The organism is Streptomyces sp. NPDC040610, from assembly GCF_055594065.1.
Genome location: NZ_JBVIXA010000003.1, coordinates 154697 through 173218, shown reverse-complemented (window position 1 = coordinate 173218; position 18522 = coordinate 154697). Strand labels below are relative to the sequence as shown.

General features: G+C 74.5%; 20 protein-coding genes. 11 read left to right on the top strand and 9 right to left on the bottom strand.

Going from position 1 to position 18522, the window contains the following annotated elements:
* Positions 1-57 precede the first annotated feature (57 nt).
* Positions 58-753 (top strand): M23 family metallopeptidase, encoded by a 696-nt coding sequence (locus ACZ6AA_RS13410; RefSeq protein WP_468453977.1) that lies wholly within the window; start codon positions 58-60, stop codon positions 751-753.
* Between the two features lie 29 nt (positions 754-782).
* Here ACZ6AA_RS13410 and ACZ6AA_RS13405 read toward each other — a convergent pair whose 3' ends face one another.
* Entirely contained in the window at positions 783-1064 is a 282-nt protein-coding gene (locus tag ACZ6AA_RS13405) for a hypothetical protein (protein WP_468453975.1), read from the bottom strand.
* Between the two features lie 219 nt (positions 1065-1283).
* Here ACZ6AA_RS13405 and ACZ6AA_RS13400 point away from each other — a divergent pair, with 219 nt between their 5' ends.
* The gene (locus ACZ6AA_RS13400; RefSeq protein ID WP_468453974.1) at positions 1284-1550 is read left to right on the top strand and encodes a chaplin; all 267 of its coding nucleotides are present in this window, start codon (positions 1284-1286) and stop codon (positions 1548-1550) included.
* Positions 1551-1659: 109 nt separating this feature from the next.
* On the opposite strand, the gene ACZ6AA_RS13395 is transcribed toward ACZ6AA_RS13400, so the two are convergent.
* From ACZ6AA_RS13395 to ACZ6AA_RS13360, 8 genes are all read right to left on the bottom strand, one after another.
* A complete protein-coding gene (locus ACZ6AA_RS13395; protein ID WP_471458010.1) occupies positions 1660-2529 on the bottom strand; it encodes a tyrosinase family protein in 870 nt (289 codons plus the stop codon).
* A 45-nt stretch (positions 2530-2574) separates the two neighbouring features.
* Positions 2575-2943 carry a tyrosinase cofactor gene (locus ACZ6AA_RS13390; RefSeq protein WP_468453970.1) on the bottom strand — a complete coding sequence of 123 codons (369 nt, stop codon included), beginning with the start codon at positions 2941-2943 and terminating at the stop codon, positions 2575-2577.
* Between the two features lie 73 nt (positions 2944-3016).
* On the bottom strand, positions 3017-3679 hold the full coding sequence (locus ACZ6AA_RS13385) for a vitamin K epoxide reductase family protein (RefSeq protein WP_471458008.1): 663 nt from the start codon (positions 3677-3679) through the stop codon (positions 3017-3019).
* On the bottom strand, positions 3679-4182 hold the full coding sequence (locus ACZ6AA_RS13380; RefSeq protein WP_468453966.1) for a DUF5949 family protein: 504 nt from the start codon (positions 4180-4182) through the stop codon (positions 3679-3681). Before ACZ6AA_RS13380 ends, ACZ6AA_RS13385 begins: the two co-directional genes overlap by 1 nt.
* Positions 4183-4408: 226 nt before the next feature.
* Complete coding sequence (locus tag ACZ6AA_RS13375; RefSeq protein ID WP_468481547.1) at positions 4409-4657, bottom strand: chaplin; 249 nt, start codon at positions 4655-4657, stop codon at positions 4409-4411.
* A 106-nt stretch (positions 4658-4763) separates the two neighbouring features.
* A complete protein-coding gene (locus ACZ6AA_RS13370; RefSeq protein ID WP_468453962.1) occupies positions 4764-5042 on the bottom strand; it encodes a hypothetical protein in 279 nt (92 codons plus the stop codon).
* Between the two features lie 256 nt (positions 5043-5298).
* The gene (locus tag ACZ6AA_RS13365; RefSeq protein WP_468453960.1) at positions 5299-5958 is read right to left on the bottom strand and encodes a hypothetical protein; all 660 of its coding nucleotides are present in this window, start codon (positions 5956-5958) and stop codon (positions 5299-5301) included.
* 297 nt (positions 5959-6255) lie between these two features.
* Positions 6256-6495: a chaplin gene (locus ACZ6AA_RS13360; protein ID WP_468453958.1), complete on the bottom strand. Its 240-nt coding sequence runs from the start codon at positions 6493-6495 to the stop codon at positions 6256-6258.
* Between the two features lie 276 nt (positions 6496-6771).
* On the opposite strand from ACZ6AA_RS13360, the gene ACZ6AA_RS13355 reads away from it, so the two are divergent.
* The 9 genes from ACZ6AA_RS13355 to ACZ6AA_RS13315 all read left to right on the top strand — a co-directional run bounded on the left by ACZ6AA_RS13355 (position 6772) and on the right by ACZ6AA_RS13315 (position 18476).
* The gene (locus tag ACZ6AA_RS13355) at positions 6772-7902 is read left to right on the top strand and encodes a DUF3344 domain-containing protein (RefSeq protein ID WP_468453956.1); all 1131 of its coding nucleotides are present in this window, start codon (positions 6772-6774) and stop codon (positions 7900-7902) included.
* A 44-nt stretch (positions 7903-7946) separates the two neighbouring features.
* Positions 7947-9431 (top strand): glycosyltransferase, encoded by a 1485-nt coding sequence (locus tag ACZ6AA_RS13350; protein WP_471458005.1) that lies wholly within the window; start codon positions 7947-7949, stop codon positions 9429-9431.
* Complete coding sequence (locus ACZ6AA_RS13345; RefSeq protein ID WP_468453952.1) at positions 9428-11077, top strand: sugar transferase; 1650 nt, start codon at positions 9428-9430, stop codon at positions 11075-11077. The genes ACZ6AA_RS13350 and ACZ6AA_RS13345 overlap by 4 nt, the downstream gene beginning before the upstream one ends.
* A 4-nt stretch (positions 11078-11081) precedes the next feature.
* On the top strand, positions 11082-12599 hold the full coding sequence (locus ACZ6AA_RS13340; protein ID WP_471458003.1) for an O-antigen ligase family protein: 1518 nt from the start codon (positions 11082-11084) through the stop codon (positions 12597-12599).
* Entirely contained in the window at positions 12596-14353 is a 1758-nt protein-coding gene (gene murJ, locus ACZ6AA_RS13335) for a murein biosynthesis integral membrane protein MurJ (RefSeq protein ID WP_471458001.1), read from the top strand. Before ACZ6AA_RS13340 ends, murJ begins: the two co-directional genes overlap by 4 nt.
* A gap of 265 nt (positions 14354-14618) precedes the next feature.
* Positions 14619-15338: a polysaccharide deacetylase family protein gene (locus tag ACZ6AA_RS13330; protein ID WP_471458467.1), complete on the top strand. Its 720-nt coding sequence runs from the start codon at positions 14619-14621 to the stop codon at positions 15336-15338.
* The gene (locus ACZ6AA_RS13325) at positions 15335-16483 is read left to right on the top strand and encodes a glycosyltransferase (protein ID WP_471457999.1); all 1149 of its coding nucleotides are present in this window, start codon (positions 15335-15337) and stop codon (positions 16481-16483) included. Before ACZ6AA_RS13330 ends, ACZ6AA_RS13325 begins: the two co-directional genes overlap by 4 nt.
* The gene (locus tag ACZ6AA_RS13320; protein ID WP_471457997.1) at positions 16480-17253 is read left to right on the top strand and encodes a YveK family protein; all 774 of its coding nucleotides are present in this window, start codon (positions 16480-16482) and stop codon (positions 17251-17253) included. Before ACZ6AA_RS13325 ends, ACZ6AA_RS13320 begins: the two co-directional genes overlap by 4 nt.
* Positions 17250-18476, top strand: a complete 1227-nt coding sequence (locus tag ACZ6AA_RS13315; protein ID WP_468453942.1) for a GNAT family N-acetyltransferase — start codon at positions 17250-17252, stop codon at positions 18474-18476. Before ACZ6AA_RS13320 ends, ACZ6AA_RS13315 begins: the two co-directional genes overlap by 4 nt.
* The last annotated feature ends 46 nt before the right edge of the window (positions 18477-18522 follow it).

Sequence of the window (18522 nt, the reverse complement as noted above, 5' to 3'; positions counted from 1 at the left end):
CGCCAGGCGGCGCAACCGATCGTGCGCGCCGGTGCCGTCCCGCGTGTCCTTGCAGGTATGGGCTACGGCATAGACGGCCCGCGCGAAGCGGGCACCACACGACGGAACGCGCTCGGCCTGGCCGCGGGACTGCTGGCCGGCGGCGCGCTGACTGCGACCACGGCGACCCCCGCGTCGGCGGACGACGACGAATGGACCGTGCCGGGGGAGGAGTGGGCCCCCGAGGCCGAGGACTGGTGCGTCGCGGACTTCGACGAGGAGTTCGAGGCCGACCTCGCCGCCGCGGAGGCCATGCTCCCCGAGGAGGACAGCCGGGGCCTCGGCGCCCAGGCGAAGCCCACGGGCAGGTACACCCGGCCGCTGCGCCGCCGCTACCGCGTCACCTCGCGCTACGGCGTGCGCGGCAACTGGGCCGCCGGGCACCACACCGGCATCGACCTGGGGGTGCCGCACGGGACTCCGGTGTACGCGGTGACCGGCGGTGTCGTCGTGCTCGCCCGCTGGTCGGGGGCGTACGGCAAGGCGGTGACGGTGCGGATGCCGGACAAGCGCTATGTGCTGTTCGCGCACCTCTCGCGGATCTCGGTGCGCCAGGGCCAGCGCATCCGCACCGGCGCCCGCATCGGCTACAGCGGCGCCACCGGACGTGCCACGGGCCCGCACCTCCACTTGGAGATACGGGCCCGGCGCGGCTACGGCTCGGACATCAACCCCGTCTCCTACCTGGCCAGGCGAGGGGTACGGCTGCTGTAGGCGGCTTGTCCTTGAGCGTCGGCCGCGGGCTACTGGACGGCGGGCACCGCGTTGGTCACGGGTGCCGCCAGGTCGGTGAGCTGGTGCAGTTGGTGAAGCTGGCTGAGGCCGCCGAGCTGGCTGGCGACCGTGGGCACCTCGGCCCGGCGCTCGGCGGGGATGCCGGAGGTCTGCAGGTCGTCGATCGTGTCCAGGACGGAGATCTTGGACGCGGTCGGCGCGTCGGTGGACGCGTGCGCGGCGGGCGCGGCCAGCGCAGCGGCACCGGCGGCGAGGGAGACGGCGGCCATGAGTCGGCGTGCTGATGTCATGCCCTCACAAACGCCCGGGCGCGGTGAAGGATACGGCTCACCGACCGCTGTCACTCAGGAAGCGCACCCCGCCCCTGACTGTTTTCCGGAATTGCTCGGCCCCCCGTACGACACGAATACGCAAAGCCTCACCCGGCGTGACTTCGTGTCAACAACGTGCGTTAGAGGAACCGCGGCCGTCCCTATGCGGCCGTATTTTCCCAGTCAAAGGAGAACGTGATGTCTCGCATCGCGAAGGCAGCCGCCGTCACGCTCGGCGCGGGTGCCGTCGTACTCAGCGGTGCCGCGCTTGCCTCGGCGGACGCGGGCGCGCAGGGCAAGGCCGTCGGCTCCCCCGGTGTGCTCTCGGGCAACCTGATCCAGGTCCCCGTCAACGTTCCGGTGAACGTCTGCGGCAACACCGTCGACGTCGTCGGCCTGCTGAACCCCGCGTTCGGCAACAAGTGCGCCAACACCGGCGACCTGCACGGCGGCTACGGCAAGTGACGCCGAGGCGAGGCCCCCGGCATCGGCCGGGGGCCTCGCCGTGTGGGCCGCCCGCGCGGGGCGGCGCCGCCCCGTCCTCGCGGCGCCACTCGACGTACCGGTGGATCGGCTACTCGGCGTACCGGTAGATCGTCTTGTGGCTGAGCATGTCCTGCGGCGTCGTCCGCCACGGCGGCATCGCCTCGCGGCGCGCGACGATGCGCTGGTACTGCGCGTCGCCGAGGGTGGGCGGCTTCGCCGGGAGGAACGGCGCCGAGTCGGGGCGCAGCCGCTGCCACCGGCTCCACAGCAGGTCCACGAAGGCGTGGTTCAGCCAGAAGACGGGGTCGTTGACGGAGCCGCCGCCGAGCATGTGCCCACCGACCCAGCGGTGCACCCGGTTGTGGTTGCGCCAGCGCGCGCTGCCGCTGTCCTCCGTCCAGCCCTCCAGGCGGTTGCGGAAGCCCCGCCGTGACGTGGAGTCCCAGGGCTCGACGTCGTACACCGTCTCCGCCATCGCCCACGTCACGTCCCGGTGGGTCGGCAGTTCCATCGGGTCGGCGCGGCGCCCGAGGTCGCGGGTGAGGAAGTCCCCGTCGGTGACGGACTCCTTGACGACCCAGCCGTTGCGGCGGGCGAAGGGACCGGTCATGACCCGCCGGTCGCTGCGCCGCCCGTTGCCGCCCATCAGGTCCTCGCCCCACAGGGACGCGGCCGGGCTGCGGTCCTCCGTCCAGTCCCAGTACGGCACGGTGACGCCGTCGTCCATGCGGCGCAGGGCCCGCTCGAAGTCGAGCAGGAACCGGCGGTGCCAGGGCAGGAAGGTGGGCGTCATATGGGCGACGCGCAGCCGGTCGTCGCCGTCGGAGACGTAGAAGTCGATGTGCGTGCGGACGAACTCGTCGTACTCGCCGCGGCGTTTGAGGCGTAACACGGCGTCGACGAACCGGCGTCGCTCGGCCCGGCTGAGGCTGTTCTGGTTCCTGCGCGTATAGACCATGGCAGTCGGTATCCGTCCGTTCTCCGGTCCCGGTGCGAGCGGGACTCAGTGGAGTCGGCCGCTCAGGGTCTGGTGCACGCCGAGTTCGTCGACCGCGCCGCGGGCGGCCGCCAGCGGGGTCGCGTACGACTGGTAGTGGTCCAGCATGCTCAGATAGCTGCCGTCGGCGCGGCGCATCAGGCCGAGCGGCTGCCCGTCGACGGTGACCCGCCAGCCGCCGGGGCCGTGCTCGCGCTCGCCCGTCGTGGGCTCGCCCTGGATACGACGGCCGCGGTACGTCTCGTCGAACCCGGGCCCTCCCGGCGCCCCCGGCAGCCCCTCCTGCCCGTCCTCCTTCGCGCGCAACCCGCGAAAGGCGCCGACGGCTCCGAGGGCCGCCGCGGCCGCGACGGCGATGAGATGACGGCGCGTCAACCGGTGGACTCTGCGTACGGACGACACCGCGGCATTCTCCTCCCGCGCCGGGGACGGATTCGACGAAACGCGGTCAGCTCATCCAGAAATCCCACCAACGGGTGAGAATCAGCATTCCGATGACGCCCGCGTGCAACACCGGGAACACCCAGGTGAAGTCATTCATGAACGTACGCAGGAACGCGGGCGCGGGCAGAAGTCCCCGGCGCACATTGTGCGAGGTCACGTACCAGAACATGAGGATCGTGGCGGCCCACGCCAGACAGCACCACAGGCACAGCGCGTTGACGCGGTAGAGCGACTGGAATTGCAGCCAGGTGCAGAATCCGACGCCGAAGAGCGTGCCCGCGTCGAGCGTCAGCCAGTACCAGCGGGGAAAGCGGGCCCCGGCGAGGAGGCTCGCGCCGACGCAGAGGACGACGGCGTACGCGGCGAGGCCGAGCAGCGGGTTGGGGAACCCGAACACCGCGGCCTGCTCGCTCTTCATGACGCCGCCGCAGGACACCACCGGGTTCATGCTGCACCCGGGGACGTAGTCCGGGTCCTTCAGGAGCTCGATCTTGTCGAGGGTGATGACCCAGGAGGCGAGCAGCCCCGCCGCCGCCGTGAGCACGAGGAGCAGGGCGAGGCCGCGCCCGCCCCCGGCCGTCCGGGAGTTCTCCGGCCGGGGGGCGGCGGCGGGCCGGGCTCCGGGGGCCTGCGCCGGCACCCGTCCCGTGGTCGCGACGGCACGCATCAGCCGCGCAGCCTGCGCACGGGCAGCAGGCAGTGGGCCGCGTTCAGCATGGTGTCCTCGGACCCGGCGAAGTCGCGCAGCGCCTCCTCGGAGACGGGGCTGCCGGGCTTGCCCTCGGGCCAGGCCACGGTGGTGATCATGAAGTAGGCGTGGCCGCGCTGTTCGACGGCGGCGAGCCACTCGGGCGGGACGACGCACTGCGCCTTGACGTGGGGCATGTTCACGACGGCCTGCTCGGCCTCGACGAGGAGGCTCACCGGCAGGGAGGGGGTGCGGGCGCCGTCGAGGACGGGGCCGCCGATGGGCAGTTGCTCGTTGCGCAGGAGGGTGCGCATGGCCTCGGCCGTGGCTTCGGGGCCGCCTTCGGCGTCGCCCAGGGAGTAGGCCAGGAGGAAGGCCATGTCCTGCTCGTCCTCCGGGTGTTCGCCGCTCCAGGCGAGGACGGCGAGGGTGCCGAGGTCGGTCACCCGGAAGGTGCGCTGTTCGTTGGAGGTTGAGGTCATGGGCTGCACGCTATAGACGCGTGGGGGCCGCCCGAATGCCTTTGTCACCTGTCTGGCGGAGCACGGGAACGGCATCACACGATGGGGTCAGCGGGCCCTCGGGCTTGACGCGGTCGGGTCCACCGGCGCGGAAGGGCGGTCCATCGACGTCGAAGGGCCGGTCCCGGCGGTGTTTCGCCGGACCGGCCCTTTCGCCTCCGGACGCGGAGGCGTCCCCGAGGGGTGCTCAGTCGTTGACGCCCGAGTTGCCGAACGTCGGGTTGAGCGCGCCGATCAGGTTGGCGGTGTTGCCGACCACGTTGACCGGGACGCTGACCGGGACCTGGCCGAGGTTGCCGGAGACGACGCCCGGGGAGCCGACCGCCGCACCCTCGGCGCTGGCGCCGTCGTCGCTGGCGAAGGCGCTGCCGGACGCGGCGCCCGCGGCGAGGCCGGCAGCGGCGATGACGAGGGCGGCCTTCTTGACATTCTTCATGATCAAAACCTTTCCGTGGATTTGCTTCAGCCTATGGACACGAATGCGGAAAGCTCCGCAATAACACGCCCATACGTTCCCGCCCCTCATTCCCCCATTGGCTTGGTCACTTCCCGAGCGGAAGGCCACCGAGAATCTGCGTCGGGCCGCCGGGCGTGTTCAAGCCCTCCGCGGCGCCCGACACGGTGTTGACGACGGAGTCCTTGTTCTCGGTGTCCAGCATGTTCGTGCTGAGCGGCTTGGCGTCCAGCATCGACTGGCCGAGAACCGTCTCCAGGCCACCGTTCAGGCTGGTGGGCGTCAGGTCGCTGGCGAACGCGGGCGCGGCGACACCGGCGACGGCCATCGACCCGGCCAGGACAGCGGCAGCCTTGAGGGACTTCATCGTGTTCCTTTCTGCGGCGACTTCGATCGCCTATGGGGGCACCGTTCAGGCAGCGAATGCCTGCCTCTTGATTTCACTACGCCTAACGAGCGCAGGACGGTACGGAAACCCCTGAGAGGAAACTTCCCCCCGGCCCGCACGGATGAAAAGGGCCGCTATTTCTCATATCAACAGGCGTATTTTCGGACGGGGTTGACGACGCCACCCGCCGCCCCGGACAGGGGAGCGGCGGGTGGCGAGGGTGCGGGGAGCGGCCTCAGACCGGCAGCTTGGGCAGCGGCAGGGCGTCGGTCGGCAGCTTCGGGAGCGCGGGCAGGCCCGGCAGGTTCGGCACCGGCAGGCCGCCGCCGAGGACGGTGGCGACGACGACGTTGACCAGACCCGTGACGACCGCCGTCGCCGCCGGGACGACGCCCGCGGGGTCACCCGAGGTGACGGCCTTGAGGAGGGTGTCGACCGCCTTCTGCAGCGCGGTCAGGGCGTCGCCCTTGATGTCCATCGGCGCCTGGGCGGCCGGCGCGCCGCCCAGCGGGAGCTGCGGCGTCGCCGGGAGCTGCGGGGTCGCGGGGAGCTCGGCGCCCTTGGGGACAGGGGCAGCCGCCGTGACCTTCGCGATCGCTTCCTTGACGGCGTCCCCGAGCTTCGTGGCGTCCGCCGCCGGAAGCTGGCCGTTGTCCGCCTTCAGGGCGGCGTCGAGCAGGTCGGTGACCGGCTTGAGGACGCCGCCGATGTCGCCCAGCGTCTTCACCTGCGCCTGGAGCGCATCGACGCCGGGAAGAGGCGCCTGCGGCGCGGTGGCCGCCGCCTCGCGCGCCGTGTCGTCGTGGGTCGCGGCGTAGACAGGGCCCGCGGTGCCGAGCAGGAGGGCGGTGCACAGGAAGGAGGTCGCGATGCGCCGTACAGGCAGAGCTCGCATAGGTCTTTTCCCTTTCGGTGATACGTCGGATCCTGTGATCACCGTCTAAACGGCCGCCACGGTCCGCAACCGAGCGACCACGCACTGTGGCGGTCTGCATCCGGTGGAAACGGCATCGGCGCAGGTGAGAAGGAAGTGCGGCGAGCCCCCGACGAGCCGGCGGGCGACGTCCATCCGGGGTACCGGCGTACTCCACCCGGAAGCGCGCGACACGCGAAGCGGCGGCCGCCCCCGAACCGGGGACGACCGCCGCTGTGCCGACTCTGCGTCAGGCGCTGTACGCCGAACGGCTGTACGTCAGTCGTTGGCGCAGGTGTTGCCGAACGCCGGGTTCAGCAGGCCGATGACGTTGATGCTGTTGCCGCACACGTTGACGGGAACGTGCACCGGCACCTGGATGGCGTTGCCCGAGACGACGCCGGGGGACTGGGTGGCCGCACCCTGCGCGCTGCTGTCGGCGGCGGCGACACCGGCGCCACCGGCCACGGCGGCGGCGGCGACGGCGGACAGGGCAAGAGCCTTGGTGGTACGCGACATGGAGTACTGCTCCTCGTTCTGATGATGCGGAAGCCGTGCGTGATGCCCGGTGTGGGGATCAACTGAGTTCCCCTGCGCTGGGTTGTGCGCCCAGATGAGTGATGTGTTCCACGCACTTCGGCCACACGCTTCACCAATCCGACACACGGCAACAAGTCGTCAGAAACTCTCGGAATAAACGCTACAGTTGCGCTTCCTTCTGAGTCTATTTCCGTCATACACACTCAGATCCACACATTTATGCGATTAACCGCACTGTGGAAGGCCAGCGCCGTCATGCGTCATCTTCTGGGCCCGCGTCGTGTGTTCGCCGTCCTGCTCGCCCTCACCGGATGCCTCTCACTGACCGGTACCGGCACCGGCGCCGCCGCCCCGGGCAAGGACGCCGCCGCCCCCGACGCCGAGAAGCCCCGCATCGCCTTCGCGCAGCGCTACCACGCGGTCCAGCACGGCGGAATCGTCCGGGCCGCCAACTCGGCGATCACCTGCCGCCGTCCGGTGTCCCGCGCGGCGGCCCCGTGCGCGGACGTGCGGCGCGGCGGGCCGGGCGCGAACCACGACTTCGAGATGTTCTACACGGACATCGACCGCGACCCGAACACGTACAACTCCAGCGCGGGCGAGCTCCGGCTGCCCGCCGGGTCCCGGGTCTCGTACGCCCGGCTCTACTGGGGCGGCAACCTCCGCGTCGGGGAGCAGAAGCCGCCCAAGGACAACGGCCGGGTGTTGATCGCCGAGCCCGGCGGCAGCTACCGGGCCGTCCTCGCCGACACCCTGACGGGCCACCGGGTCGCGGGCGGCGCGGACGCGTTCCAGGCGTCCGCCGACGTCACGTCGCTGGTCCGCGGCTCCGGCTCGGGGCTCTACACGGTCGCGCAGGTCAACGTCGCGATGGGGCACTCCAAGGCCGGGGCGTGGGGCGGCTGGACGCTGGTGGTGGCGTACGAGAACGCGGCGCTGCCGAAGCGGTCAATCGCGCTGTGGGACGGGTTTGACTCATTCGGAGTAACGGGGCGGCGGCACACGGTGCGGATGAAGGGTGTCCCCGTGGCGCCCGGTGTGCCAGGTGTGCCAGGTGGCGGCGGAGTCGTCGGGCTCGTCGCGTACGACGGCGACCGTGGGGTGCGCGGTGACGCGGTGCACGTGTCCGCCGGGCGCGGCGGGGCCGTGCCACTCTCGGACCGCGCCAACCCCGCCGACGACGTACTGAACTCGACCGTCAGCGAGCCCGGCCGACCGGCCCTCAGGAACCCCGCGTACGCCAACACCCTGGGATACGACTCCGATGTGCTGCGCCTGCCCGACCGGCTGCGCGGACAGCGCGGCGACCTGACGGTGCGGATGTCCGCGCGGCGCGACGCGGCCTGGACGGGTGTGCTGTTCGCCGCGGTCGACGTGAAGCGGTAGCGCGTATTCCGTCGTCCTGACCCAAGGAACCCAAGGAGTCGTGCATGCAACTGCCGTCGAACTCCTCTCCCGCGCCGCGCGTCCTGCACGTCAGCCAGCCCGTCGACGGCGGCGTCGCCCGCGTCGTCACCGACCTGGTCAGGGCGCAGCGCGCGGCGGGCATGGACGTGCACCTGGCCTGCCCGGACGGCGGCACCCTCGCCCGCTCCGCGGGGCCCGTCCCCGTGCACCCCTGGGCGGCGGCCCGCTCCCCCGGCCCCGGCCTGCGCGCCGAGGTGCGCGACCTCGCCCGGATCGTGGACGCCGTCCGGCCCACCCTGGTGCACGCGCACAGCGCCAAGGCGGGGCTCGCCGCCCGGGTCGCCGTGCGCGGGCGCGTGCCCACCGTCTTCCAGCCGCACGCCTGGTCGTTCGAGGCCGTCGACGGCGGCGTCGCGCTGCTCGCCCGCACCTGGGAGCGGCACGCGGCACGCTGGACGGCCCGCACCCTGTGCGTCAGCGCGGCGGAACGGGACACCGGCCGTCGCGCGGGCATCACGGGCCCCTGCTCCCTCGTGCCGAACGGCATCGACCCACAGCGGTTCGCCCCGGCCGACCGCCGCGCGGCACGCGACGAGCTGCTCGCGGCGGGCGAGGGCGGGTGGGGCGTGGACGCTTCCCGGGTGGTGGGTGCCCCCCGGTTGGACTCCCCCTGGTTGGACGCCCCCTGGGTGGTGTGCGTCGGACGGCTGTGCCGCCAGAAGGGGCAGGACGTGCTGCTGCGCGCCTGGCCGACGGTGGCGGCGCGCGTGCCGGGGGCCCGGCTCGTGCTGGTCGGCGACGGGCCGGACGCGGAGGAGCTGCGGGCGGGGCTGGGTGAGGCTGCGGGGCTGAGTGAGGGGGCGGGGGCGGGGGCGGCTGCGGGGCTGCGGGGTGCGGAGGCGCTGCGGACGGGGTTGCCCGACGCGGGCGTGCTGCGGACGGACTCGCCGGACCCGGGCGTGCTGCGGCCGGGCTCGCCGGACCCGGCGGGGCTGCGGGCAGGGTCGGTCGGCGCGGCTGTGCTGTCCGGTGCCGTCGACTCCTCCGTGACGGCCGTCGGCTCCTCCGTGACGGCCATCGGCTCCTCCGTGACAGCCGTCGGCTCCTCCGTGACCTTCGTGGGCGCTGCCGAGGACACCGCCCCCTGGTACCGGGCCGCCGACGTGGTCGTCCAGCCGTCGCGCTGGGAAGGCATGGCACTCGCTCCCCTGGAGGCCATGTCCTGCGCCCGGCCCGTCGTCCTCACCGATGTGGACGGGGCCCGCGAGAGCCTGCCGCCCGCGCACCACGCCCACGCACTGGTCCCGCCCGAGGACCCGGACGCGCTGGCCGACGCCCTGACGGCCCTGCTGCGCGACCCGGCCCTGCGCGAGTCCCTGGGCGCACAGGGGCGCGCGCACGTCCTCAGCCACCACGACGTGCGCCGTACGGCGGCCGCGGTCGAAGCGGTGTACCGCGAACTTCTGGGCCCGGCGCCCACCGAGCACAGGGAGTGCAGCACCACGTGAGCGCGGAACGCACCGTCACCTCGTCGTCCGGACACCCACGGCAGGACGAGCGGCACCGGACCGGGCCCCTCGTCGTCGCTCCCCGGGGAGCACCGGCCGGGCGCGCCGGTGGCCGCGGCGGGCAGCCCGTCCACCGCGGCCACCGGGCCTTCGCCCTGCTCTCCGCCGACGCGCTCGCCGCCGTGACCGCGGCCCTGCTGCTCCCGGACCCGTACCGCTCCCCGGCCCTGCTCGCCCTGCTCCTCACCGGCGTCCTCGCCCTCAACACCCAGGGCAGGCTGTACGAGGACACGCTCGCGCCGGCCCTCCTCGACGAACTGCCCGCGCTGGCCTGGCGGATCGCCCTCGCCTGGTGCGCCGCCGCGGTCCTCGCCCCGGCCCTGACCTCGGCGCTCGCGCCCGTCGTGTCCCCGTCCGCCCCGCTGCCCCCGGCCACCCTGCTCACCGCGGCCGCGCTGCACGGCGTGCTCGGCGCGGGCGGCCGTGCCCTCGCCCACTGGCACCGCAGGGCGGCGGCCGCGCGCAGGCCCCGCCCGGTCCTGGTGCTCGGCCACGGCGGCCAGGCCCGGAGCGTGGCGGCGGCACTGCTGCGGCGCCCGCGGTGCGGAGTGCGGCCGGTGGGGGTCGTGGGGGAGGCGGGGGCGTCTGGGGTGTCTGGGGTGTCTGGGGAAGCAGCAGGGGTGTCAGGGGCTTCGGGGGACGCCGAGTACGCGTACGGGGCCGACGGTGGGCCGGGGGCCGGGCTCGGCGGCGGATCAAGTGCGGGGCAGGACAGCGGAGTCGGCGGCGGTCCCGAGCAGCACCTGGGCGCCGCGCCCGAACTCCCCCTGCTGTCCTCCGAGGACGAACTGCACCGCGCCGTCATCCAGAACGACGTCCGCGCCGTCCTGCTCCTGTCCGGCCGCGCCCCCGCCGACGACGCCCGCGCCGCCGCCCTGCGCGGACTCGGCTGCGAGCTGTGGGAGGTCGACCCGCGCGGTCCGGCCGTCCCCGCGCCGCGCGACCGCGCCCGCCCCCTGTTCGTGGCCGGATTCCGCTGCCGCCCGCTGGTGGCCGCGTACCGGCCGCGGCCGAGCGCGGGCAAACGGGCGCTCGACATCGTCGTGTCCGGCACCCTGCTCCTGCTCACCGGGCCGCTGCTGCTCGCCTGCGCGCTGGTCCTCCGTGCCACGGAGGGCCCGGGTGTGGTGTTCCGCCAGGAGCGCGTCGGCAAGGACGGACGGCTGTTCACGCTCCTGAAGTTCCGCACCCACCGCCCCGCCGACCCTCAGGAGTCGGCCACCCGGTGGAGCGTCGCGGACGAGCACCGCATGAGCCCCTTCTGCCGGTTCCTGCGCGCCACCTCCCTGGACGAGCTGCCGCAGCTGTGGAACGTGCTGCGCGGCGACATGAGCCTGGTCGGCCCGCGCCCCGAACGGCCCTTCTTCGTCGACCGGTTCAGCCTGCGCCACCCGCAGTACGCCTACCGCCACCGGATGCAGACCGGCATCACCGGCCTCGCCCAGATCCACGGCCTGCGCGGGGACACCTCCATCGAGGACCGGTGCCGCTACGACAACGCGTACATCGACAGCTGGTCGCTCTGGCAGGACCTGTGCATCCTGCTGCGCACGGTCGGGTGCCTGCTGCGCCGCACGGGGAGCTGATCGCGTGGACCACGCCCTGCCGCACCCGCCCCCGCACGCCCCGCCGCCCCCCTCGGACTCCCCGGCGGCGTCGGCCCTCCGCCACGCGGCCACCGTCCTGCCCGTCCTGCCCGTCGTCGTACTCCTGGCCCTGCTCGCGCTGCCCGTCCCGGCGGGCGACGGCTCCGGGGGCACCCCCGCCGACGCGTTCTCCGCGGTGGTCGTCGGCTGCGCCCTCGTCCACGTCGTCCGCTCCGCGCGCCGCCCCCTGAGCCGGAGCGCCGCCGTGGTCCTCGGCCTGCCCGTGGTCGGCATCGCCGCGGCCGCGTGCGCGTCCTCGTCGGCGGCGACCGGCGTCACCGGGGCCGCGCGCTACCTCCAGGTCTTCGTCCTCGTACCCGCTGCCGTCCTCGTCCTGATCCGGGACGCCCGCCAATTCCGGGTGCTGGCCTGGGCGTTCGTCGGGCTCGCGCTCTTCCAGGGCGCGCTCGGGGTGCACCAGAACCTCACCGGGACCGGGGCGTCGTACATGGGCGCGGACATCCGGGCGGTGGGCACGTTCGGACCGACGGACGTCATGGGGATGGCGACGGTGGTGTCGTACGGGCTCATCGCCGCGCTCGCGCTCGCCTTCCGCCCGCGCGCGCCCCGGCAGCGGGCCGCCGCGCTGACCTGCGCGGGGCTCCTGACCGTGCCGCTCGCGCTGTCGTTCAGCCGGGGCGCGTGGATCGCGACGGTGGCGGCCTGCGGGGTGGTCCTGCTGCTCGCCGGGGTGCGGCACGCGGTGCGCGCCGCGCTCGTGGGGGCGGCGGCGGGCGTCGTCCTGGTGGCAGGGCTCGGCCTCGGGTCGCAGCTGCTCCAGGACCGGCTCAGCAGCATCACCGACGTCACGGACGCCCCCGACCAGTCCGTCACCGACCGGTACGCGATGTGGGCGGCTTCCGTCGACATGTGGCGGGACCACCCGGTGACCGGCGTCGGCCTCAAGGGCTTCCCCGAACACCGCGACAGCCACGCCTCCCTCGCCCTGTCCTCGGGCAGCGACACGGCGGGCGCGGGCGCCGAGTTCCGCCGCCAGCCGCTGCTGTCCCCGCACAACATGTACCTCCTCGTCCTCGGCGAACAGGGCCTCCTCGGCCTGCTCACCCTGGCGGGCAGCTGGCTCGCGCTGCTGGTGTGCGCGGTCCTGGGGTGGGCGCGGGTACGGCCCAGGCGCGGCCGGGCGGGGGCCGGGGGAGAGCGTCTCGACTGCGCCCTCGCGGCCTGCGGCCTGCTGGTCTGGCAGCTCGTCGACTTCATGTACGCCGACATCGGCGGCCCGTCCACGGTGCTCACGGCGGTGGCGCTCGGGGGGTGCGCCTGGTGGGCGCTGCGGGGGCGCGGGGAGCGCGAGGGGGGCGCGGAGGGCTCTGCGTACCTCTCCGGCGTGGGGCATGAGGTGGGGGCAGGGAGCGGGGCTTCGGCGTGCGGGGCCGAATCGGCGTACGGGAGCGGGAGTTCGTACGAGACGGGCGTGCCGCAGGCCGTGGCGGGGGTGCGATGACGACGCTGCCCGGCACGGAGGCGGGGGCGGGGGAGGCCGCAGCGGCGAAGGGGGCTCCGGGGCAGCCCGGGGCCACCGAAGCTGCCGGGGCCGCCGAAGCCGTCGAGCCGGACCCCGTCCCCCGTACGGACACACCCCCCGCCTCCGACCCGCCCCCCGGCGCCGACCCCGGCAACTCCTTCCTCGCCAAGGCCGCCGCCGTCACCGCCGTCCTGACCGTCGCCGGGTCCCTTCTCGGGCTCGTGCGCGATCAGGTGCTCGCGCACTTCTTCGGGGCCGGGAGCGACACCGACGCGTTCCTGGTGGCCTGGACCGTGCCGGAGATGGCGGCGACGCTGCTCATCGAGGACGGGCTCGCCTTCTTCCTGGTGCCCGCGTTCAGCCTGGCGCTCACGCGGCGCGCGGCGGCCGACGGGGGCGGGCCCGATCCGGTACGCGCCCTGGTCGCCGCCTCCCTGCCGAGGATGACCCTGTGGTTCGTGGGCGCCTGCCTCGCCCTCATCGCCGCGGCCCCGCTCCTGGTGGCCGCGCTCGCGCCGGGCCTGCCGGACCCCGGGCTCGCCGTGGACTGCACCCGGCTGACCGCGACCTGTGCCCTGAGCTTCGGGCTCGCCGGTTACTGCAGCGCGGCCCTCCGCGCCCACCAGCGCTTCGCCGCGCCCGCCGCCGTGTACGTCGTCTACAACACCGCCATCATCGCCGCCCTGTTCCTGCTCGCCGTGCCGCTCGGCGTGCGCGCGGCCGCGGTGGGAGTGGCGCTGGGCGGGGTGCTGATGGTCGTCGTACAGGCGCCTTTCCTGTGGCGGCAGTTGCGGGTGAGGAGCGCGGCCGGGGCGGCGGCGCGGGGGGAGCAGGCCGTACGCCTGGAGACGGCCGTCATCTGGACCGTGCTGCTCTTCGCGCTGTGCCGCCAGTCGCAGGTGCTCATCGAGCGGTTCCTCGCGTCCTCGCTGCCCGCCGGGGCGATCTCGCATCTGAACTACGCGCAGAAGGTCGCGCAGATGCCGATGGTCCTGTCGCTGATGCTGTGCACGGTCACCTTCCCCGTGGTCGCGCGGGCCCTGGCCGCGGGCGAGACCGAGCGGGCGCGGGACCGGGTCGAGCGGGACCTGGTGCTCGCCGGGTGCGTGGTGCTCTACGGCGCCGCGGCGATCGTCGCCGTCGCGCCCGACCTGGTCCATCTGCTCTTCCAGCGCGGCGCGTTCACGTCGGCGGACACCTCCGCGACGGCCGCCGTCATGCGGGTGTACGCCCTCGGGCTGCTCGGCCACACGCTGGTGGGCGCCCTCGCCCGCGCCCACTTCTCCGTCGGCCGGGCCACCTGGGCGCCGCTGGCCGCGATGGGCGTCGGCATCCTCACGACGGCGGGGACCGGCTTCCTGACCGTGGGCACCTGGGGCGTGTACGGCATCGCGGGCGCCAACGCGGCCGGGATCTGCGTCACGGCGGTGCTCCTGCTGCACGCCCTCGGGCCGCGCGCCGTCCCCCTGCGCACGCGTGCCGTCGCCGGGCAGCTGGGCCGCCTCGTCCTCGCGGCCGCGTGCGCGGCGGGCCTGGGCGCCTGGTGCGCCCACCACGTCGGCCCGCCGGTCGCCGCGGTGGTGACGGGCGGCCTGGTGGTGGGGGTGTCGTTCCTGGCGGCCGGGTGGGGGCTCGGCGTACCGGCCCTGCGCGCCGCGACCGCACGCCTGAGCGCCGCGGCACGCCTCCGCGCCCCTGACACCGCCAGACGAAAGGGACGCCATGACAGCTGACTTCACGCGGTCCGAGGGGCAGACGGGACCGGGCGACCGGATGCTGCCCGAGGGGACGCCGGACGACTCCACCGCCCCGCAAGCCCCCGGCCCGCACCCCACGGCCGACAGCGACGGGTGGACGGGTGGGAGCGACCGCCGCGCGCAGCGCGGCGCACCCCCCACAAACCCGCACCCGGACAACGACCCCACCCCACGCCCGGAGCCCCCCGCACGCCGCCCAACGCGCCCCGCGAGCGAAAGGCGCACCGCGAGCTGGATCGCCATGTACCACTCCATCGCCGACCCCACAGACGACCCGTACAACATCACCGTCTCCCCCGACCGCCTCGACGCCCAGCTGGCCTGGCTGGGCCGCCGCGGCCTGCGCGGGGTGTCCATGGAGCGGCTCCTGGAGGCGTGCCGCCGGGGACGGGGGCGCGGCCTCGTGGGGCTCACCTTCGACGACGGGTACGCCGACTTCCTCGACCACGCCGTGCCCCTGCTGCGCCGCCACGACTGCACTGCCACCGTCTTCGTACTGCCGGGGCGCCTCGGCGGTGACAACGCCTGGGACCCGCTGGGCCCGCGCAAGCCCCTCCTCGACGCCGACGGCGTCCGGGGCGCGGCCGAGCAGGGCATGGAGGTCGCCTCGCACGGCCTGACGCACGTCGACCTCACACAGGCCGACGACGACACCCTGCGCCGCGAGGTCGCGGACAGCCGGTCCGCCGTGGCCGACCTGACGGGCCGTGACGTACACGGATTCTGCTATCCGTACGGCCACGCGGACCCCCGCGTCCTGGCCGCCGTGCGCGCCGCCGGGTACGCGTACGCCTGCGCCATCGCCCCCGGCGACCTCACAGGACCGCTCGCCCTGCCCCGTATCCACATCGGGCAGCGCGACACCTCCCTGCGGCTGCGCCTGAAGCGGGCCACCGGCGGGCCGCGCGGCCGCACCCTGCGCCCGGACCACACCCCGCTCCCGGCGGCGGTGACCGCGTGAGGGTCCTGCACATCATCACCGGGCTCGGCATGGGCGGCGCCGAGCAGCAACTGCGCCTGCTGCTCCGCCATCTGCCGGCCACCTGCGACGTCCTCACCCTCACCAACGCGGGCAGCGTCGCCCGCGGCATCACCGCCGACGGCACCCGCGTCACCGACCTCGGCATGGCGGGCAACCGGGACGTCGCCGCCCTGCCCCGCCTGGTCCGGCTGATCCGCGCGGGCCGCTACGACGTCGTCCACACCCACCTCTACCGCGCCTGCCTGTACGGGCGGATCGCGGCCCGCGTCGCCGGGGTGCGGGCGGTCGTGGCCACCGAACACTCCCTGGGCGACTCGCAGATGGAGGGGCGCCCGCTGACGTCCGGCGTGCGCGCGCTGTACCTCGCCGGGGAGCGGCTCGGCCGGATGACGGTCGCCGTGTCCCCGGCCGTCGGCACCCGCCTGCACCGGTGGGGCGTGCCCTGGGGGCGCATCCGGGTGGTGCCCAACGGCATCGACGCCGAGCGCTTCCGCTTCGACCCGGCCGCCCGCGCGGCCGTGCGGGAGCGCCTCGGCCTGCCCGCGGACGCGTTCGTCGTCGGCGGCGTCGGCCGTCTCACCGAGGGCAAGCGCTTCGACGTCCTGCTGCGCGCCGCCGCCCAACTCCCCGCCGACGTACGGGTCCTCCTGGTCGGCTCGGGCCCGCAGGAGCCGGAGCTGCGCCGTCTGGCCGGGCGGCTCGGGCTCGCCGACCGGGTGCGGTTCGCGGGCGAGACCGCGCACGAGGACGGCGGCGCGGAGCGCGCCGTCACGCATCTGCCGTCGCTGCTCTCGGCCATGGACACGCTGGCCTCCCCGTCCCCGGAGGAGGCGTTCGGGCTCGCCCTCGTGGAGGGCCTGGCCGGCGGCCTTCCCGTGCTCTACGCGTCCTGCCCCGCCGTCGAGGGGCTGCCCGCGCACGAGCGCACCAACTCCGCGTACTGCGCGAGCGACCCGGACTCCTTCGCGCAGGTCCTGTACGGCCTGCGCAGGTCAGGACCACCGCCGCAGCGCACGGCACCCGCCGCGGTGCGGCACTACGACATCACCCGCAGCGCCGGTCGGCTGATGGACGTCTACGCGTCCGTGCTCACCGGCCCGAACCAGGAGGTGAACGCTCCATGAGCGCCCCTTCGAGCGCCCCCTCGGGGACGACCACGTCCAGCGCCACGTCCAGCGCCAAGTCCAGCACCACGTCCGGCGGTACGACAGGCGGCACCGGCGGCACGCAGGCCACCCAGGCCACCCAGACCCCATCCACCCCGCCTCGCACCCGCCTCGCCCCTCTCACCCGCCTCACGCGCCTCCCCCGCTGGACCGTCCTGCCGGTCTGCGCGGCCCTCGGCGCCCTCGCTGGCGGCACGTACGGGCTGCTCCAGACCCCGGAGTACACCGCCACCAGCTATGTCGTCGCCGTGCCCGGCGCCAAGGCCGACCCGGCCACCGCCCTGGGCTTCGCGCAGGCCTACGGCAGGGTCGCCACCCAGCTCGCCGTCCTCGGGGACGCCCAGATCGCCGCGGGCATCTCGCCCACCGAGCTGCAGGACCGGGTCAAGGTGGCGACCTCCCCCGACGCCCCCATGATCTCGGTGTCCGCGTCGGCCGACCGGCCCGACGCCGCCGCCACCCTCGCGAACGCGGTGTCCCGCGCGCTCACCACCAGCGCCGGCCACACCAAGGACAGCACCCGCGTCAAGCTCCTGCCGTTCTCCCGCGCCGTCGCGCCCACCGCCCCCTCCTCGCTCTCCGCCCCGGTGACCGCCCTGGTCGGCCTGTGCGCGGGCGGCCTGCTCGGCGGCCTCGGGCTCCTGGTGCGCCCCCGCGCCACCGCCAGGACGCTGCCCGGCGGTGCCGTGCCGGGGCCCGCGTCCGCCGAGGTCCGGGGCGGCGCGTGACGACGGCGACCCGGTCCGGGCTCAGCACCGGACTCTGCGTGGACGAGGCCGAGTTCGCGTCCCTCGCCGGTCCCTGGCGTCGGCTGTACGAGGACTGCGAGGAGGCGACGCCGTTCCAGAGCCACGCGTGGCTGACGTCGTGGTGGCGGTCGTACGGCCGTCGCGGGCGGCTGCGGGTGCTGCTGGTCCGCGACGGCGGCGACCTGGTGGCGGCGGCGCCGCTGATGCGGACGTACCGGCCGGTCCCGGCGCTGCGGCCGCTCGGCGGCGCCATCTCGGACTTCGCGGACGTGCTGCTCGCCGCCGACCGCCGCGAGCGCGCGGCGGACGCCCTCACCGAGGGCTTGCGCGATCTCGCCCGGGGCGCGCTGATCGACTTCCGCGAGGCCCGCCCGGGTGCCTGCGTCGAGAGCGTGTACGAGCGGTGGCGCGGCCCGCGCCGCGCGCTCACCGACTCCCCGTGCCTCGAACTGCCCCCGCTGCCCGTCGACGAGCTCCTGAAGCGGCTGCCCACGACGACGGCCCAGCGCGCCCGCGCCAAACTGCGCAAGCTGACGGCGGTCGGCGTGCGGCCCCGCGTCGTACCCGCCGACGAGGTGGAGACGTCCCTGGCCACCCTCCTGCGGCTGCACCAACTCCAGTGGCAGGGGCGCAGGGTGACGACCGAACACCTCCGCCCGCGCTTCCGCGAGCACCTGCTGCGCTCCGTGCGCCCCATGGTGGCGGCGGGCGACGCGGTGGTCACGGAGTTCCACGTGGACGGGGAGGTCCTGGCCGCCGACGTCACCCTGCTGTCCGCGCGGCTCGCGGGCGGCTACCTCTACGGCGCCCATCCGCGCCTGCGCGAACGCAAGGTCGACGTGGCCACGATGCTGCTCGACGCCTGCACCCAGTACACCGCGGGCGCCCACCCGCGCACCCTGTCCCTGCTGCGCGGCGACGAACCGTACAAACACCACTGGCGCCCCGACCCCGCCCCCAACCGCCGCTATCTGCTGGCCCGCACCGGCACGGCCCCGCTGCTCGCGGCGGCCGCGGGGGAGGCGGCGGCGCGGGAGTGGGCGCGGGGAGTGCGCCGGGAACGGCAACTGCGGCAGCAGGGGCGGGAACGTGCTGCGGGGCGCGGGGGTGAAAGCCGTGCGGGTGAGGCCCGTACAGGTGAGGTCCGTGCAGGTCAGGGGCGTGCAGGTGAGGGGCGGCCCGGTGGCGGAACTTCCCCGTGAAGGTTCCGCCACCGCGCCGGGCCCAACCGCCCCCGCGCCCCGCGCG

Coding starts and splice junctions, on each gene's coding strand:
- ACZ6AA_RS13385 (WP_471458008.1), bottom strand. CDS start 3,679: ATGCGTGCCGTCGCGACCACGGGACGGGTGCCGGCGCAGGCCCCCGGA.
- ACZ6AA_RS13320 (WP_471457997.1), top strand. CDS start 16,480: ATGAGCGCCCCTTCGAGCGCCCCCTCGGGGACGACCACGTCCAGCGCC.
- ACZ6AA_RS13365 (WP_468453960.1), bottom strand. CDS start 5,958: ATGCGAGCTCTGCCTGTACGGCGCATCGCGACCTCCTTCCTGTGCACC.
- murJ (WP_471458001.1), top strand. CDS start 12,596: ATGACGACGCTGCCCGGCACGGAGGCGGGGGCGGGGGAGGCCGCAGCG.
- ACZ6AA_RS13410 (WP_468453977.1), top strand. CDS start 58: ATGGGCTACGGCATAGACGGCCCGCGCGAAGCGGGCACCACACGACGG.
- ACZ6AA_RS13370 (WP_468453962.1), bottom strand. CDS start 5,042: ATGAAGTCCCTCAAGGCTGCCGCTGTCCTGGCCGGGTCGATGGCCGTC.
- ACZ6AA_RS13380 (WP_468453966.1), bottom strand. CDS start 4,182: ATGACCTCAACCTCCAACGAACAGCGCACCTTCCGGGTGACCGACCTC.
- ACZ6AA_RS13375 (WP_468481547.1), bottom strand. CDS start 4,657: ATGAAGAATGTCAAGAAGGCCGCCCTCGTCATCGCCGCTGCCGGCCTC.
- ACZ6AA_RS13330 (WP_471458467.1), top strand. CDS start 14,619: ATGTACCACTCCATCGCCGACCCCACAGACGACCCGTACAACATCACC.
- ACZ6AA_RS13350 (WP_471458005.1), top strand. CDS start 7,947: ATGCAACTGCCGTCGAACTCCTCTCCCGCGCCGCGCGTCCTGCACGTC.
- ACZ6AA_RS13395 (WP_471458010.1), bottom strand. CDS start 2,529: ATGGTCTATACGCGCAGGAACCAGAACAGCCTCAGCCGGGCCGAGCGA.
- ACZ6AA_RS13355 (WP_468453956.1), top strand. CDS start 6,772: ATGCGTCATCTTCTGGGCCCGCGTCGTGTGTTCGCCGTCCTGCTCGCC.
- ACZ6AA_RS13405 (WP_468453975.1), bottom strand. CDS start 1,064: ATGACATCAGCACGCCGACTCATGGCCGCCGTCTCCCTCGCCGCCGGT.
- ACZ6AA_RS13360 (WP_468453958.1), bottom strand. CDS start 6,495: ATGTCGCGTACCACCAAGGCTCTTGCCCTGTCCGCCGTCGCCGCCGCC.
- ACZ6AA_RS13400 (WP_468453974.1), top strand. CDS start 1,284: ATGTCTCGCATCGCGAAGGCAGCCGCCGTCACGCTCGGCGCGGGTGCC.